This window comes from Acaryochloris thomasi RCC1774, assembly GCF_003231495.1.
Classification (GTDB): domain Bacteria; phylum Cyanobacteriota; class Cyanobacteriia; order Thermosynechococcales; family Thermosynechococcaceae; genus RCC1774.
The window spans coordinates 1-15,698 of the sequence record NZ_PQWO01000035.1 but is presented as its reverse complement, the minus strand read 5'-3'; the positions used below and the strand labels follow the sequence as shown (position 1 = coordinate 15,698).

General features: G+C 49.6%; 20 protein-coding genes. 7 read left to right on the top strand and 13 right to left on the bottom strand.

Features of this window, described 5'->3' with window-relative positions; translation table 11 throughout:
• Positions 1 to 142: 142 nt before the first annotated feature.
• The 5 genes from gpmI to C1752_RS25955 all read left to right on the top strand — a co-directional run bounded on the left by gpmI (position 143) and on the right by C1752_RS25955 (position 5,419).
• Positions 143 to 1,747, top strand: coding sequence for a 2,3-bisphosphoglycerate-independent phosphoglycerate mutase (gene gpmI / locus C1752_RS25975; RefSeq protein ID WP_110988957.1), 1,605 nt, complete (start codon positions 143 to 145; stop codon positions 1,745 to 1,747).
• Positions 1,748 to 1,842: 95 nt separating this feature from the next.
• The gene (gene secG / locus C1752_RS25970) at positions 1,843 to 2,067 is read left to right on the top strand and encodes a preprotein translocase subunit SecG (RefSeq protein ID WP_110988956.1); all 225 of its coding nucleotides are present in this window, start codon (positions 1,843 to 1,845) and stop codon (positions 2,065 to 2,067) included.
• A 6-nt stretch (positions 2,068 to 2,073) separates the two neighbouring features.
• Positions 2,074 to 2,796, top strand: a complete 723-nt coding sequence (locus tag C1752_RS25965) for a peptidase (protein WP_110988955.1) — start codon at positions 2,074 to 2,076, stop codon at positions 2,794 to 2,796.
• 4 nt (positions 2,797 to 2,800) lie between these two features.
• Positions 2,801 to 3,973: a quinone-dependent dihydroorotate dehydrogenase gene (locus C1752_RS25960; RefSeq protein WP_110988954.1), complete on the top strand. Its 1,173-nt coding sequence runs from the start codon at positions 2,801 to 2,803 to the stop codon at positions 3,971 to 3,973.
• 342 nt (positions 3,974 to 4,315) lie between these two features.
• Complete coding sequence (locus C1752_RS25955) at positions 4,316 to 5,419, top strand: fatty acid desaturase family protein (protein WP_110988953.1); 1,104 nt, start codon at positions 4,316 to 4,318, stop codon at positions 5,417 to 5,419.
• 5 nt (positions 5,420 to 5,424) lie between these two features.
• Here the strand turns inward: C1752_RS25955 and argS are convergent, their stop codons facing one another.
• From argS to C1752_RS25910, 10 genes are all read right to left on the bottom strand, one after another.
• Positions 5,425 to 7,179, bottom strand: coding sequence for an arginine--tRNA ligase (gene argS / locus C1752_RS25950; RefSeq protein ID WP_110988952.1), 1,755 nt, complete (start codon positions 7,177 to 7,179; stop codon positions 5,425 to 5,427).
• Between the two features lie 4 nt (positions 7,180 to 7,183).
• A complete protein-coding gene (locus tag C1752_RS29140) occupies positions 7,184 to 7,327 on the bottom strand; it encodes a hypothetical protein (RefSeq protein WP_199464530.1) in 144 nt (47 codons plus the stop codon).
• Positions 7,328 to 7,359: 32 nt separating this feature from the next.
• The gene (petN, locus tag C1752_RS25945) at positions 7,360 to 7,449 is read right to left on the bottom strand and encodes a cytochrome b6-f complex subunit PetN (protein ID WP_110988951.1); all 90 of its coding nucleotides are present in this window, start codon (positions 7,447 to 7,449) and stop codon (positions 7,360 to 7,362) included.
• A 158-nt stretch (positions 7,450 to 7,607) separates the two neighbouring features.
• Complete coding sequence (locus tag C1752_RS25940; RefSeq protein ID WP_110988950.1) at positions 7,608 to 7,787, bottom strand: hypothetical protein; 180 nt, start codon at positions 7,785 to 7,787, stop codon at positions 7,608 to 7,610.
• Positions 7,788 to 7,805: 18 nt separating this feature from the next.
• Positions 7,806 to 8,747 carry an NAD(+) kinase gene (locus C1752_RS25935; RefSeq protein ID WP_110988949.1) on the bottom strand — a complete coding sequence of 314 codons (942 nt, stop codon included), beginning with the start codon at positions 8,745 to 8,747 and terminating at the stop codon, positions 7,806 to 7,808.
• 101 nt (positions 8,748 to 8,848) lie between these two features.
• On the bottom strand, positions 8,849 to 9,367 hold the full coding sequence (locus C1752_RS25930; protein WP_110988948.1) for a GNAT family N-acetyltransferase: 519 nt from the start codon (positions 9,365 to 9,367) through the stop codon (positions 8,849 to 8,851).
• Entirely contained in the window at positions 9,358 to 9,654 is a 297-nt protein-coding gene (locus tag C1752_RS25925) for a type II toxin-antitoxin system TacA family antitoxin (protein ID WP_110988947.1), read from the bottom strand. Before C1752_RS25925 ends, C1752_RS25930 begins: the two co-directional genes overlap by 10 nt.
• A gap of 142 nt (positions 9,655 to 9,796) precedes the next feature.
• Positions 9,797 to 11,146, bottom strand: a complete 1,350-nt coding sequence (locus C1752_RS25920; protein WP_110988946.1) for an ABC transporter ATP-binding protein — start codon at positions 11,144 to 11,146, stop codon at positions 9,797 to 9,799.
• Positions 11,147 to 11,152: 6 nt separating this feature from the next.
• Positions 11,153 to 11,845 carry an energy-coupling factor transporter transmembrane component T family protein gene (locus tag C1752_RS25915; protein WP_110988945.1) on the bottom strand — a complete coding sequence of 231 codons (693 nt, stop codon included), beginning with the start codon at positions 11,843 to 11,845 and terminating at the stop codon, positions 11,153 to 11,155.
• Entirely contained in the window at positions 11,832 to 12,419 is a 588-nt protein-coding gene (locus tag C1752_RS25910) for an MptD family putative ECF transporter S component (RefSeq protein WP_110988944.1), read from the bottom strand. The genes C1752_RS25915 and C1752_RS25910 overlap by 14 nt, the downstream gene beginning before the upstream one ends.
• A 97-nt stretch (positions 12,420 to 12,516) precedes the next feature.
• On the opposite strand from C1752_RS25910, the gene C1752_RS25905 reads away from it, so the two are divergent.
• The gene (locus C1752_RS25905; RefSeq protein WP_110988943.1) at positions 12,517 to 13,203 is read left to right on the top strand and encodes a hypothetical protein; all 687 of its coding nucleotides are present in this window, start codon (positions 12,517 to 12,519) and stop codon (positions 13,201 to 13,203) included.
• 147 nt (positions 13,204 to 13,350) lie between these two features.
• On the opposite strand, the gene C1752_RS25900 is transcribed toward C1752_RS25905, so the two are convergent.
• The 3 genes from C1752_RS25900 to C1752_RS25890 all read right to left on the bottom strand — a co-directional run bounded on the left by C1752_RS25900 (position 13,351) and on the right by C1752_RS25890 (position 15,289).
• Positions 13,351 to 13,752 carry a type II toxin-antitoxin system HicB family antitoxin gene (locus tag C1752_RS25900; protein ID WP_110988972.1) on the bottom strand — a complete coding sequence of 134 codons (402 nt, stop codon included), beginning with the start codon at positions 13,750 to 13,752 and terminating at the stop codon, positions 13,351 to 13,353.
• Between the two features lie 8 nt (positions 13,753 to 13,760).
• A complete protein-coding gene (locus tag C1752_RS25895; protein ID WP_110988942.1) occupies positions 13,761 to 13,949 on the bottom strand; it encodes a type II toxin-antitoxin system HicA family toxin in 189 nt (62 codons plus the stop codon).
• An 80-nt stretch (positions 13,950 to 14,029) separates the two neighbouring features.
• The gene (locus C1752_RS25890) at positions 14,030 to 15,289 is read right to left on the bottom strand and encodes an FAD-dependent oxidoreductase (RefSeq protein ID WP_158535225.1); all 1,260 of its coding nucleotides are present in this window, start codon (positions 15,287 to 15,289) and stop codon (positions 14,030 to 14,032) included.
• Positions 15,290 to 15,435: 146 nt separating this feature from the next.
• Between C1752_RS25890 and C1752_RS28725 the strand changes: the two genes are divergently transcribed.
• Positions 15,436 to 15,594, top strand: coding sequence for a hypothetical protein (locus C1752_RS28725; protein ID WP_158535224.1), 159 nt, complete (start codon positions 15,436 to 15,438; stop codon positions 15,592 to 15,594).
• Positions 15,595 to 15,698: the final 104 nt, after the last annotated feature.

The window sequence follows — 15,698 nt, the reverse complement described above, 5'->3', positions numbered from 1 at the left end:
CTCCCGCTTACGCAAACTCCTCGGGGTCCAGCTAAGGTTTTCCTGAAATTCAACCTAAGAACCAGGCCTAGGGGTGTTTTAAGCTCATTTCTAATAATGTTATGATTGCAACAAAATGCATCCGTGAGGAAAAGCAATCGGTATGACATTGACACCCATCTCCCCGGTGGTTTTGGTCATATTAGATGGCTGGGGCTACCGCGAAAGCAGTGATGGAAATGCGATCGCAACTGCGAAGACCCCCGTTGTCGACAGCCTTTTTGAAACCTATCCCAGCACCCTGATCGAAACTTCAGGAAAAGCCGTGGGTCTTCCCGCAGGCCAGATGGGCAATTCTGAAGTGGGACACCTCAATATTGGGGCGGGTCGCACAGTGCCTCAAGAGTTGGTTCGGATCGCCGATGCCATTGAAGATCGGAGCTTCCTCAAAAATGAAGCGCTCACCCAGACCTGTCAGACCGTGGTCCAGAATGACAGCAAACTGCATTTAATCGGTCTCTGTTCCCAGGGGGGTGTTCATGCCCACGTCAACCATCTAATTGCCCTCCTAGATTTAGCCAAAGAGCAGGGCATCAAAGACGTTTGTATTCACGCCATTCTAGACGGTCGAGATACTCCACCCACCCAAGGTCATCAAGAAATTCAGCGGCTTCAGGCAGAGCTAGCCCACAGCGGCATCGGCAGAATTGTGACCCTCAGTGGTCGCTACTACGCCATGGACCGCGACAATCGCTGGGACCGCGTTGAAAAAGCCTATCGAGTACTCACCCAGGACGATCTCTCCTTTCCCCGCGATTGGTCAGCACTCGATGTGATCAACGATGCCTACGACCACGAGATTACAGATGAATTTTTACCGCCCACGCGGATCGCTGACGGTACCATTGAAGCGGGAGATGGCGTCATCTTTTTCAACTTTCGCCCCGACCGAGCACGTCAGCTTACCCGCGCCTTCATCGATCCCAAATTTGATGCCTTTGAACGCCCGTACATTGAGCCGCTGAGCTTCACCACTTTCACGCAGTACGATCCTCGCTTTTCAGCTAAAGTTGCGTTTGCCCCTCAGGATCTCACGCATATTTTGGGGGAAGTAATCGCCGCCCACAACCTCAAACAGCTACGGATTGCTGAAACCGAAAAGTACGCCCATGTCACCTATTTCTTTAACGGCGGCATTGAAGATCCGCTACCGGGAGAAGATCGGATTATGGTAGCCAGCCCCATGGTGTCAACTTACGATCAACAGCCCGCGATGTCGGCCCCCGAAGTGACTGATAAAGCCATCGCATCGATTCAAAAAGGCATCTATTCTCTCGTGGTTCTCAACTATGCCAACACCGATATGGTGGGGCATACCGGCAAAATGGAGGCCACGATAGAAGCCACGGAAACAGTGGATCAGAATCTGGGACACTTGCTCGACAAGGTAATCAAAGTTGGTGGCACCCTGCTAATCACCGCAGATCACGGCAATGCCGAACTGATGTGGGACGAGAATGGCAACCCCTGGACCGCCCATACCACCAATCCAGTTCCGTTTATTTTGGTGGAGGGGGAGGGTCGCAAAATTCCGGGTCACGGTACCGAGGTACCGCTGCGAGACAATGGCTGTTTGGCCGATATCGCACCCACGATTCTAGATATTCTGCAGCTTCCAAAACCCGATGAGATGACCGGGCATTCCATCATTGAAGCTGCTGGCTTTGACGTAAATCAGAATAAGGGACCCGTGCGAATTCGTCTCTAACGGCGAGCAGGCTATACTGATTGGAAGTGATTTTATCACTTGTCTTTTGACGTGCTAATTCTGGCACAGACCTTACCTACGTTTTTACTATCACTATGCTGATTAAGATCCTGCAGGGCGTTTGGGCCTTTTCTGCCGTTGGCTCTATTGTTCTTGTTTTATTACACAGCCCCAAGGGAGAAGGTCTAGGCATTGGGGGACAAGCCCAACTGTTTACCAGCACCAAAAGTGCAGAAACCACGCTCAATCGCGCCACTTGGACACTGGTGGCGCTCTATATGGGGCTAACGGTCGTCCTCAGCGCAGGTTGGCTCGGATAGAGCTTCATGGCCCGTACTGCTCGCAGAAGCTGGCCTTGGGTATTAGCCATTGTTATCTGCCTTGCCACGATGCTGGGTCACAATTTGTCGCCAAGCGCTGGCGCAGATCAGCGACAGGCACCTGAGGCTCAAGTCCATCCACTGCCTGAGTCTTTAGCGGCTTGGGAAGATTCAGCCCAGCAGGGAGACTATTTTGATCAAGTTCAACCAAATGGGGTGGGCTACTTCGTGTGGAGCGAGTTTCCGATTCAGGTCTATGTGGGGCCTGCCACAGCTTCAAACGACGCGACAGGCTGGCAGCAGGCAGCAGAGATAGCCATTCAAGATTGGCAACCCTACCTACCGCTAGCGCTGACGACGGAGCCTAGCGCTGCAGATATTCTGATTGAGAACCGAAAGCCTGAGCGCCGCAGTGGTGAACGGGTTCGAGCGGCTGAAACGCGCTGTTCCGACTTATACGTGAATGACGACAATCGGCTAGACCACCGCTGTCGAATTAATATCAGCCCGAACCAGCTTGGAAACCAAGCCCACAGGATGGCTTCTGTACGCCATGAATTAGGCCATGCGCTGGGAATTTGGGGACACAGCCCATCAGAAACGGACGCTCTCTATTTCGCTCAGGTGCGAACGCCTCCTGAGATTTCAGTACGAGATGTTAATACTTTAAAGCGCATTTATCAGCAGCCCACTCGCCTGGGATGGCCTTTGCCGTCAGCGACGGAGTAACTTTATGGATCTTTATCAACAGGCGCTCCGACCGCTCCTTTTCTCTGGACTGAAAGCCGACCCTGAAACGGTTCATCGCCAATTTATGCGGGCCTGTGATTGGGCCAATTGTCGCTGCGATAGCCGAAGGCTGGCCGGAGGCCATCGCAACCTCACTGCCGCAGCCATTCAACGCTGGCAAAAGTCGTGCAGCATCTGCGATCCGCGCTTAACCCAAAAGCTTTGGGGTCTTGAATTCATGAACCCGCTGGGTCTAGCCGCAGGCTTCGACAAGGATGGCGTTGCCACCAATTTGTGGCCCAGCTTCGGATTTGGCTTTGCAGAAGTGGGCACCGTCACTTTCCACGCCCAACCGGGCAACCCTAAGCCCCGCTTGTTTCGCCTCCCTCAAGATCAGGCCGCCATCAACCGCATGGGCTTTAACAATCAGGGGGCAGCTCAAATGACCGCCACGCTCGCTGCATCACAGTACCATCGGCCCCAAAATCATCATCCCATCGGCATTAATTTAGGTAAATCTAAAATTACCCCCCTCGAACAGGCGGCAGAAGACTACCTCGGCAGCTTTCGCTTGCTAAAGGAGTACGGAGATTACTTTGTCGTTAACGTCAGCTCCCCCAATACGCCGGGGTTGAGATCGCTGCAGGCCGTCGAGCAGCTTGAACCAATTTTGACTGCACTCCAAACCGAAAATCAGGGCGATAAACCTTTGCTGGTCAAGATTTCGCCGGATTTAGCTTGGGAAGATTTGGATGCGATCGCAACCCTCGCTCAAACCCACGAACTTGCCGGAATCATCGCCACCAACACCACCATTCAACGTCAGGGACTGCAAACGCAGCGCCTCTCCACAGGCAATCCGCCCGATCAAGAAGCAGGCGGACTCAGTGGCCGTCCGGTTCGCCAGCGATCCACAGAGATTATTCGACACCTTTGGCAACAGACCCAAGGCCAACTGCCCATCATTGGCGTCGGCGGCATCTTCACCGGAACCGACGCCTGGGAGAAGCTAGTAGCAGGTGCAAGTCTTCTACAGGTCTACACCGGCTGGACCTATGAAGGCCCCTGGATAGTGCGAAAAATCCTGGCAGAACTATTGAGAAAACTGGATCAGCACGCTTTACCCAGTCTCTCCGCAGCTGTCGGTGCCGCTCATCGAGGCCAAAACACCGACTAAAGGCTAGCATCAGTATTAAGGATGTGATCTCTCGTCAGGCATAAGAATAACTGTACAAAATAGCCGAAGTTCTGAGGTTTTTAGTCTCACTTTCTAGCAAGTTTAAAACTTATACCGCTTAGTAGGCTACTACCTTGATGAGATTCACAGACAATCACAAAAGTCAATGCGCTAACTGACTGGAAAGTGAGTAAGGATGCCTGCTCAAGCCTAAATAAGCTATAGTCATGCCGTTGTTTTGTTCCTTCTTAAACGGACTAAAACAACCGATATAAGATTCATAAAGCCGGTTCACAATCAGCTTAAAATGAATTTGCATGAAAAAAATAGTGCCTAAAAATTATGTCCAATAGCCAACCCAAGGTGGCGTTTGCCCAGCGATCTGAGTTTAGACAAGCACTACGTCAGCGAGTTGACTCCTACTTCAGCAGTAATAATATCAGGCCCAACGACAACCCAGCCATGTATTTCAAATCCGCAGTGATCTATAGCTGGGTCTTGGGATCATGGGCATTTGTGCTCTGGGGTCCATCCAATATTCCATTGAAAATTCTAGGCTGCATTGCCCTTGGATTTGGCCTCGCTGGATTTGGAATGAGCGTCGGTCATGACGCAAACCATGGCAGCTATTCAAAGAATCCCCTCATCAACCGATTTTTCAGTTATACCCACGATTTTATTGGGGTATCGAGCTTTTTATGGAGATTTCGCCACAACAAACTCCATCATATTTACACCAACCTTAAGGGACTAGATGTAGAGATTCAGGGTGACGGTGCCGTCAGACTATCTCCCAACGAGAATCGCCGGTGGCACCACCAGTATCAACAATATTTCATCTGGTTTTTATATCCCTTGATTCCCTTTTACTGGTTTCTGGGAGATACGCGCCGGTTTATCTTTTCAGGTAGCTACTTGGGACATCCCATTCCGAAGCCAAAAGCTAGTGATATTTTCGATTTCGTTGTCCCACGTATTGTCAGCTTTGCCTTCTTTTTTATCATCCCGGCTTGGCAGGGCTACTCGTTTATAGAGATCTTCGTTGGCCTCTCGATTTCCCATATGGTCTATGGCCTGATTGTTGTCTCCATATTTATGTTGGCGCATGTGGTCGAGTCGGTTGACTATCCAGACATCGATTACAGCACCAATAAAGTCGATGATGAGTGGGCCATTCTCCAGGTCAAAACATCCGCAGACTTTGCCCCTGACAATGCCTTTCTCAACTGGTATTTAGGGGGTCTTAACTATCAGACTATTCACCACTTATTTCCAGACGTTTGCCATATCCACTACCCAAAGCTAGCCCCGATTGTGGCTGAAGTATGTGAGGAATATGGGATTCAGTACAATGTTTATGACACGTTCGGCAGCGCAATTGCCTCTAATTATCGATGGTTGAGACGCCTCGGTCAGCCTGTTGAAATTCCAGCAGCAGTCGCCTGATCTGCTTACATTCGTTCTACAACATCAATGCCTAACAGTGACAGACCCAATTTGAGAGTCTGCGCTGTGAGGTCGCAAAGAGCCAGCCGTGATGTACGCGCTGGCTCTTCTGATGAAAGGACCGGACAGCGATCGTAAAACTGGTTATACTTTTGACTCAGCTCAAACAGATAAAGACACAGGCGGTTTGGAAGTAGCTCGGCTGCAACTTGATCTAATACGTCGCCAAGCTGAATCAGGTGCTTTGCCAGCACGAGTTCGGCTTCTTCATTGAGCTGAATATCGATTTGACTTTGCTGAGAGAAATCAATGTTCCCTTTGCGGCTGATGCCCTGCACTCGAACATAGGCATAAATGAGATAGGGAGCCGTATTACCCTGCAGCGCCAGCATCTTGTCGTAGCTAAAAATGTAATTACTAGTGCGGTTCTGGCTCAGATCAGCATATTTGACGGCCCCCATGCCGACAACACGCGCAACTTCATCAATAAATTCTGGAGTTTCAGTGCGTTCTTCGGCTTGGATGCGCTGCTCTAGGTCCGACCTAGCACTTGCGATCGCTTCGTCTAGCAAATCTCGCAAGCGCACCGTTTCACCTGACCGCGTCTTCAGCTTCTTACCATCTTCTCCCTGAACAACCCCAAACGGAACGTGAACAATCTCAACCCCATCAGGAATCCAGCCTGCTCGGCGAGCCACTTGAAAGACCTGGGCAAAGTGATTGGCCTGTCCAGCATCGGTGATGTAAATAATTCGCTGCGCACTATCTTGCCCGATGCGGTAGCGCAGAGCGGCTAAGTCCGTAGTGGCATAGTTATAGCCCCCATTTGATTTCTGAACGATGAGGGGCTGCGGATCGCCATCTTTATTCGTGAACCCTTCTAGAAAAACGCACTGAGCACCCTGGTCTTCTACTAGTAGTCCGGTTTCCTTGAGATCGGCAATCACCGCTGCCAGATGCGGATTGTAAAATGATTCTCCACGCTCGGTCAGGTGAATATCCAGACGCTGATAGATCTTGTCAAACTCTCGGCGTGACTGATCACAAAGGAGCTGCCATGCCTGCAGCGTTTCTTGATCGCCAGCCTGCAGCTTGACGACCGCCTGACCAGAGGCTTCTTGAAACTCTGGATCTGCGTCAAAGCGTAATTTTGATTGCTTATAAAAGGCCACCAAATCCCCAATATCTAGAGCGTCTGAGGTGGTTAAAGCTGAAGGGTAAGCTTCACGCAGATAGGTGATCAGCATTCCAAACTGAGTTCCCCAATCTCCAACGTGATTGAGACGCAGGACATCGTGCCCCTGAAACTCCAGCACCCGCGCAATGCAGTCGCCAATAATCGTCGATCGCAAATGCCCCACATGCATCTCTTTAGCAATGTTAGGGCTAGAAAAATCAACGACCACTTTTTGCGGCGGAGCAGCTACTGCAACACTCAATCGCTCATCCCCCTGCATTGACTGCAGCCGATCTTCAAGATAACTGGGTTTCAGCGTCAAATTGATGAAGCCCGGACCTGCGATCGTAGGCACTTCGCACAAATCGTCAACCGACAGATTTTGAACAATTTTCTCAGCAATCTGACGCGGAGGCTGCCCTAACTGTTTTGCCAAAGGCAGAGCCACGTTAACCTGATAGTCTCCAAACCTCGGGTTGCTCGCTACCCCTAAGATTGGATCTGTCTCGCTAAATTCTGGCCCAAAAGCCGCTGTCAGCGCCTTCGAAAACTGGGCACTGAGCTGTTCTAATGTTGAACCCATTATTTTATTTACGGCGACCCCGCTGTTCTTGCTGGATTCTGCGGCGATCACGCCATTCAGCAAACGTCAAATAGAGAATACCTAAGGTTACAAACACCAACAGCCCAAACGCAGCCAGTGAAAGTAGATCAAAGAGAGAATTATCCACGATGCCCTCACTCTATCTGAGACAGGTTGCCTCTACATTCCGTGACGACCCCAAACAACCATCGCAATGGAGTAGGTAAATACGGTTAAAGTAGCAGCCCAGCCTAAGGTCAGAATATCCATGTGTTGCCGATATAAATGATAAAGATATTTTAACTTGAAATGGAGGCAGGGAAAAACGACAGTCAGCCAATGCTGTACTAATTTCTACAGCATTACAGTTTGTCCCTCTAAAGCTACTGTCTTGACGATGCCAAGATTCAAAGAGATCTCCTCTGACGCTAGTGGAGAAAGGCTGCATCAATATAGTCCATCAAAAGCAGTGTTCCTAGCATGCCGCCAATCATGGATATGATCATAAATAAGGGGTGGTTGGCGCCCAGAACGCTTGTCACCCCACACATCAGCACCGATAAAAAGGCCAGGATGATGATGAAGATCAAAGGTTTGAGGTAAACCATTACTATTACTTATGAATATTAGTTGCGATGATTATTATTGTAATGGATTCGCGCACCTGCCCAATTGAGCTTGTCTCGCAGGGTGCGGTAGTAGGAGTAATCTTCCTGTAGCAGGATAAAACGGGCCTGTTTTTGGGCCATCCAGACATCGATGCGCTGTCCCGGCCAGATAGAGGTTGCGAGCACTCCATCCATCCACAGCTTAGTCGCAAGTTCTCGATCTTGCAGAGGCCAAATACTAACGACGGACCCAGGCGGCAGAACGATGGGGCGACTAGAAAGACTGAGGGGGCAAATAGGCGTCACAATCATTGCAGCCATGCCGGGGTGAACGATGGGACCGCTGGCGGCCACGGTGTAGCAGGTAGAGCCGGTGGGTGTGGCAACAAGCAGGCCGTCGCCTTGGTATTGATCAACGACGGCTCCGTCAATTTCTAATTCTAGAAATGAGGAAATCATTCGATCAGCAGAAGCTGGCTTGACACACATTTCATTGAGGGCAAGGTAGGGGAGATCGCCTTCGTCTTCAAGTCCACTGGGATCGGAGAGTCGATCGACGTCACGCTCTGCCACTCTGGCCTGGAGCATCATGCGCTGCTGAACGGCATAGCGATCCCCTGTCAGGCGGTCCCAAACATGGTCAAGGTCTTGCACCATCTCGGCGGGTTCCGTGAGAAAGCCAAGGTGGCCTCCGATATTGACGGCTAAGATGGGCACCCCGTCCGGCGCTAGATGGCGGGCTGCTGCTAGAGCCGTCCCATCACCGCCAAAAACGACTGCGAGATCAATCGCCTGGGTTGCGGAGGCCAGAAAGACGGGATAGGGGTTGTCGTTCGCGCCGCTGGGCCCCATCAAAATTTTGCAGCCTTGGGCTTCAAAGTAACGGGCACATTTTTCGGCGGCTTTGTGACTGAAGGAATCTCCGGCTTTGTAGGCAATGATGACTTGTTTAAGCTGCACGCAATCTGACCTAGGTGGACACTAACTCTAAATTAGCTGAACAGCTTGTGAAACTGAGAATTTTTAGTTTCGCTTTTTATTGCAGGGCATATCTTGGTCCGTCACAAGCGATAGGAAGCCTTGGCATCGCTGACTTTGATCATTAGAGTCATTGGTTCAAGAGAAGATGCAGCGAACCCGTATTGTTCGTAGAACTGCTTTGCTTCTTCTGAAATTGCATGAACCAGGATTGCTCGGATTCCAGCAATTTCTGCGGCTTGAAGAATCCGTAGAATGGCATCTTGCAACATGGCTTTGCCGAGACCTCGACCTTGCCAGTTCTGATCGACAGCTAGTCGCCCAATCAGCATGACGGGTATTGGATCAGGCATATTGCACCGCACTCCTCCTGTTGCTGTTGTTTGAGCAACGGCACCGTTGGAAAGGGAATAGTAGGCAATCACCTGCTGTTTATGGCAGAGAACGTAGGTGCGGGACGCGCCTGCTCCTTCATTCTTGAGAGCACGCTTTTTTAACCACTGATTGAGCTGCTCATTGCCTGAGTCGAAACGCTCTAAATCATGATGTAGCTGCAGATTCTCCGGTGGATTTAGTCGAGGTTGATCTGGCTTTAACCCCACGGCGTCTTTGCAGCTAGCAATGCCTGCAATTTTTCATTCTTTGCAGGTGGCTCATCCAAGATGGCCAGAAATTGCTCAAACTGCTGTGGATCTCGATCAAACCAGCATTGATCTAGGAGAACTTCCCGTGCCTTCTGAGAGGCAGAGTCTAGGATAAATTCCGAGCGACTTTTGCCTTGAACTCTGGCAGCATGATCAATGAGATCGCGCTGCTTTTGCTTAGCCCGAATATTGATCTTAACGTCGCAAGTTTGGCTGGTGGTGGTCCTATCGTGCGTGGCTGCCATTCTAGCTATCTTTGATTGAGAATTATATTGAAGCTTGATGTTTCCTATCAATTAAAGATAGCTAAGCTGTACGCACAACGTCAACACAGCTTAATGGGGTATGACGCTAATCTCTGCATGTTCATCAGGGTTATGCGTTCTATCAGTGAAGTAGAAGAACTTGAGGTTGAAGCACAGTAGCTATCCCTGGATCATGGGATGTAAAAATCAGAACTCCACCTTTCTTTGTAAAAGTTTTGAGGGCTTCCAGCATCAGCCCCAGGGAAGCTGGGTCTTGCCCCACCATAATTTCGTCCAATAAACAGATCTTGGGTTCTCGCACCAACACTGCCCCCAGAGCCAATCGCCGCTTCTGCCCCTGAGATAGTGCATGGGGATGCTTCTGGATACAATGACTCAAATTCAACGCTTTTAGTAACCGCTTCGCTTGCTCAGGCTCCACCCTCGACTGCGTTACCTCTGCTTCAACACTCTCTGCAAACAACTGATGATTTGGATTCTGCAATACAAACCCAAGCAATCGCGAAATCGTTACGACACTCTGCCGTGTCACATCTCGCCCCAGAATCTCTAATTGTCCTGTGCTGGGTTTCAATAGCCCACTCAATAGCTTGAGCAACGTCGTTTTGCCGCAGCCGTTTTCCCCCTTCAACAGCACAATATCCCCAGCCATTACCTGTAAATCAGGGAACGGTGGATAGCCTCCCCAACTCAGATTTTCGGTTTTTAAAACGACTGGCTTGTCTTTCTTTGAAGTGTGTGGTGGAGGCTCAGCTCTTGTTTGCGTAGGAACCGGCAGTGGCGATGCCAGCAAACTTACCTGACCAGATTCGATTTTGTAGATGCGATCGCAACTCTCTCTCAGCAACTCCAGGCGATGCTCGATCAACAACACCGCCTGTCCTTGAGCTACCCGCTTTTTCAACAACTCCAGCAATAGCTGCACCCCTGCAGTATCTAAGAAGGCAAAGGGTTCATCCAACAGCAACATATCCGGCTGTCGAGTGAGCAAACAGGCTAACAGCAACCGCTGCTTTTGTCCCGCTGAGAGTTGGTGAATCGTCCAATCTCGTTGCTGCACTAGGTCAAATTCCGTCAGGGCAGATTGCGCGAGATCTTGAATTTCACCGGGGGGAAGGTTCCAGTTTTCAAGGCCGAAGACCAGCTCCTCCCAGACTTGATCGGTAAAGATTTGGGTCTCTACGTTTTGTAAGAGGATGCCCATGAGTTGCGATCTCATCCGAATTGACCAAGATGTAATCTCTTCGCCCCGACAGAACACCTGCCCCGACAGCTTCCCGCCCGTATGCTCCGGCGCAATCCCCGTCAAACAATTCAACAGCGTACTTTTACCACTGCCAGTACCCCCCGCCAGCACCACTAGCTCGCCTGGGTTCAGCGTCAGGTTCACGTTTTGGATTGTGGGCTGGGTCTGGCCGAGATGCGTAAAGCTTAGATCGACAACCTTCAGCAGGGATGAGGTATTCTCCACGACCGTTTATCGCCCCCACTCTAGATATGTGATTAGGCTGAGATATGCGATCGCAACTCCACAAAAAAGCGTATCGGCCCACTGCCAGCGAAGCGGCTTACTATTACTGCGCGGTTCTGTTGGAGAATAGCCCCGTGTCTGTAGGCCAATCGTGACCTCATCGGCATAGACCACCATTTGAAAGACCAGCGGCACCATCAGTCCCGAGAACCACTGTCCAGGACGCCATCTCAAATCAATCCCTCGCAACTGGTTCGCCTCCCAAATGCGCTGCAGCTCTTGCTGCATCAACGGGAAAAACCGCCAGATCAGCATCAGACTCAAGGTTAAAAAGCTGGGTAAACGCACCGTCTGCAGCGACCGAATCAGATCTGCCGGAGGTGTGGTTAAGGCCAAGATCGGAGTGGGTAGCACAATCGCTAGCAGCCGCAGCGTACTCAAGATAGCCTCCGGCCAGTTGCCCAAGAGCAAAGCTGTAGAGCCCGTAAACACGGCCACCATCAATAAGCCGTACCCCAGGAACAAAGGGCGTAGCTTGAGTTGCGTCATCAGCAGCAATACCCCGCCTACCAATACCAGCATTGGAGCAATGTTTTTAAGAAATAGCGAGAGAATGACTAATCCAAAGCCAATGCCCATTTTCAGAAAGGGATTAATGCGGCTCAGAAGGTTTCGGCGAACTCGTCTAGGCGTCGGCATCTAGCTTTCCGGCTCGCTGTAGTTGATGCACCACTTTTTCCCCCAGCCACCAGCCAATGGAACCCATGATTCCTGCTGCAACCGCTAACACACCCACTAGCCAAGGTTTGTTCAGTAAATCTGCAAATTTTTCGAGTACTTTCGCTAAGTTTTCTGCGGGTATTGTGCCCGCATTAACTAAAGCTGCTACCGCAAAGATGCTGCCCAGACCAATCAAAACCCCGCTCATGAAAAACACCACCGTTCCAAGAAGTCGATTGGCCTTAGACCGATAGTTACCTCTGAAAAAGACAACGGCTTCTGCCGTTAAGGGAGTGAGCACCAGATAAAGCGTGATCAAAGGGGAGAGCGGCAACATCAAAAGCGCCAAGGGCAAAATCATGAGGGCGACGCTGCCGCGCCTCTGCAATCGAGCCATCCCGAGGGTGAGAAAGATGCCACCGAAGGGTGCCCAGATGACGAGATCAAGAAACGGGACAGGGACGAAGGGGCCGACGAGAAAGATAGAGGCGACCATGCCAATGGTCATGAAGGCACTAAAAACGTAGTCTCGAAGGCTCCAGGGTGATTTCATGAGGTGTTAGTTGCGGCGATACTGCATTATCCTATGTTGTTGAGAATATATCGTGACCAACAACCTGAACCTAATCAAGTAAATAGTCAACTCGAAAATGGATATAGAAAAATTAACAGAAATTTTAGCCTCAAATTCCTGGAGAGTAATCGCAGCTATACTTGGAGCTGTTGCCGCTCAGATTACAAAAAGCATAGTTGAGCAGATAAAAGGCAGTGCAAAAGAAAACAGAAAAGACATTAGCAAGTTTACTCTTGCCAAGGAAATAGAGTATCAAAACACAACGGGAGTAGAAAATCTCAGAAACTCACTTGCTTTTACTGCCCTAACTCAGCGAACAGCGCCTATCCACATAATAAACTTAGTAATGAATTGCTATGACCCTGGAGAAGCAATATATATCTATTCAAAAACACCAGGATATATAAAATTCAATCCAAAAAAAAGTGATTTAGGACATGAGCTAGAAAAGCCAAAATCGATAGATGCTGCTGTAACTGCACAATATATAGTTGCTTTTCTCTCTATATTGACTCTAGTTTTATGTTTACTTGGGATAAGACACTTTTTCAAGTTTTTAGACCCAAACATAATTAAGGCAGTAATCAAATTGCCGAACTCAGAGGTGCTTTCTGTGTTTATTGCCCTGATGGCCTTTGTATTTTCTTTCCTTGTGTGGCACTCATTTTGGCTCCTGAAAATTTCCACCCAAGATATTCAATTTACTAAAAGAGTGAAAAGATTCTATCGGGGCTATGATTTGTATAAAAAAGCTAATGAGTAAGGTCGATTAGACGGCTTGACTTGCATAATCTATTCGCTGCAGATCTGGATCATATTCGCTCATAGATCTTCAACCAAATTCAAAGTGACCTTGGTATCGTTTTTCTGTGTACGAAAGCCATAATTCGGCATCATTAAGATCTGTTTTTTAAACAGACTTACTCATATATTCCATTGCTGCTGTTACCAGGAAATTAGAGCGATTTTCTCCTAGCTCAGTAGCCTTAGCATCAATCTTGGTCAGCAACCTTTCAGGCACAGTGATATTGATTCGCTTGGCTTTACCCGAAAGCTTGGACAAATCAACTGATGCGATCGCCCAAGTCCCGCCTTCAAAATCAGGATTTTGATGATGGACCTCTGCGAATCCAGGCTGAGGAATATCTTCACCGTCGATTAACAGTCCTTCAACGTGACACTCAATTGCTTCAATAGCATTCTCAATCGCTGTATCGAGTGTGTCTCCAGCCGAGAAACAACCGGGAATATCTGGCACCGTTACACCGTAATCGCTATCAGAATCTTTATGAACAACAATCGGATATCGCATCTTTACCTCTAAGGCCACGGCCACTCAGCCTGCCTATAAATACTTCTCAGAGTTCCCTTTGGTATATCCTTCTTTGGATGTGGAACCGTCACTCGGTTCTTGTGCTCATGGTGCTTGAACTGTTGATGACTGCCTTTGACATTAACCAACACCCAACCTTCTTGCTTGAGTCTAGCGATAATATCACGACTCTTCATGGATTAATTATACACACGACACACACGAACATAGCACTATTCAAGGTTATGCAATATCTCCCGAAAGATGCTGACGTGGCTTAGGTCGTTTGCATCGACTGCTGCACTCGTTTTCTCCAGCCCTCAGTCTGTTTGAGGACTTCTGAATATGGCAAATCACTATCCATAATTAGCTGTATCGGCAGGGGCTTGAGGGGCAGCTTCAGTTTTTTACCCACTGTCATCCGGAAGATGAATTCTAGCCTCATTCGTTTTGACTGCGGAAAACCGTCGTTCGATAGTTCTCGTAGGGCATGAACATCGGGTAGCCGTTGGGCTGTAAAGGCCGGTAGAGCTTGCTCCCAGTCGTCTTGGTATCGATCTAGGCATTCGTTAAATATCTGTGCGTCCTGTAGAGATGCGTTGCAGCCTTGCCCAATAGAGGCAGAGACGGCATGAACAGCGTCACCAATCATCAAGATGTTGTTGACGTGCATGCGATCGCAACTAACAGTCATCAATTTTGACACCGGACGCAGACGCAGCGCCTCGGCCTCATCCAACGTCATCAATTGCCCCAGTTGCGGACAGTTCTCTCGAAAATAAGCCAACACATCCTGATTGGTGTTCAACGACTCCAGCGGATTCTTATCCGGCGGAAAGATCAGCGTGCCGTGCAGCCAGTCATCGGCTTGGGGAGCCATAATGATGCGAATCCCATCGCCCAAACTCCAGGTATGAATCTTGTCCGCCACCAGTTCAGCCGTTTTATCCTCGCTCACCCTAGGGACAAATAGAGACTTATAAACATCAGGGACCACGCTTTGCTGAGAATGCAGCAACCCCTTGTTCTCTAACGCCTCGCGTACTTGAGATCGGGCACCATCAGCCCCCACCAATTGATCAAACGGAACAGTAAAGGTTTCTCCGGCTTGAGGCTGAAGCGTCACGGCTCGTTCTTCCACACTGATACAAGGGCAATCAAACGTGACCGTCACGGATTCCTTGTGGCGCTCAACAAGCTGTTGCAGCAGAACCTGAATTAACTGGTTGCGATCCGTTAGCAACAGAGGCATTTTGCGTTCGATCTGGCGAGGACTGCCTGTTTTACGGTGGAGCATAGCCCCTCGGGACCAAATCCCTTTCTCGACGAGTGCCGCTTCTAGGCCAGGAATCGTACGAATTGCATTCATTCCCCTCAACTGCAGCGTTAGAGGGAACGTTCGCTGCTGGGATTGTTTCACCAAACGAGGGTCGGGACGGCGTTCGTAGATTTCAACTCGGTAGCGTCCCCGACGAAGAATATAGTGTGCCAGCAATAGTCCGGCTGGACCTGCTCCAATAATGACAATCTTGTCCACTGTTATTCCCTCGCGTGGTGGCAGCTAAACCGCCAGTAAAGCTTTCTCCATTATCAGCAGATGAGGTGGTGTTCAGTTATCCTTTCTGTGGACTAGCGCGACGTGGACGTTGTAGGAGTCCACGCTCAATTAACTGGCTGATCAGCATGACATTCAATCTAGATACTGTTCCATCTCAAAGGGGGCGAGTTGCGATCGCAACCGGTGCAAACACGGGCATCGGCTATGAAACAGCCCTCGGCCTTGCCCAAACCGGCATGAAAGTAATCATGGCCTGCCGCAATCTAGGGCGTGTCATCAATTAACTTGACGTATCTACATTAATCTTTCATCTTAAAGACTCTTCTACTGTGAGGAGCTTTGAGATGCCCCGACGATATGCTCTGCGCGATGATCAATGGGAGCAGAT